At 73.5% G+C, this 215-nt stretch carries 1 pseudogene; it reads left to right on the forward strand.

Going from position 1 to position 215, the window contains the following annotated elements:
- Positions 1 to 215 (forward strand): annotated as a pseudogene (locus CH42_RS16530) (ROK family protein); the annotation flags it as partial.

Consider the following 215-nt stretch of genomic DNA (forward strand, 5'->3'; position numbering starts at 1 on the left):
GTGCGCATGCTCGTGCTCACCCTCGACCCGGACACCGTGGTGATCGGCGGCGGGCTGCGCCTGCTCGGTGCGCGCCTCTTCGACGGGCTGCGCGACACCCTCGAGAACTGGTCTGCGGAATCGCCCTTCCTCGCCCGCCTCGAGCTGAGCGGCCGCGTGCAGGTGCTTCCGGAGGATTCGAGCGCAGCCGCGGTCGGTGCCGCCCTGGCGGGCGC

Origin of the sequence: Leucobacter musarum subsp. musarum (genome assembly GCF_001273845.1) — a bacterium.
In the GTDB taxonomy this organism is placed as follows: domain Bacteria; phylum Actinomycetota; class Actinomycetes; order Actinomycetales; family Microbacteriaceae; genus Leucobacter; species Leucobacter musarum.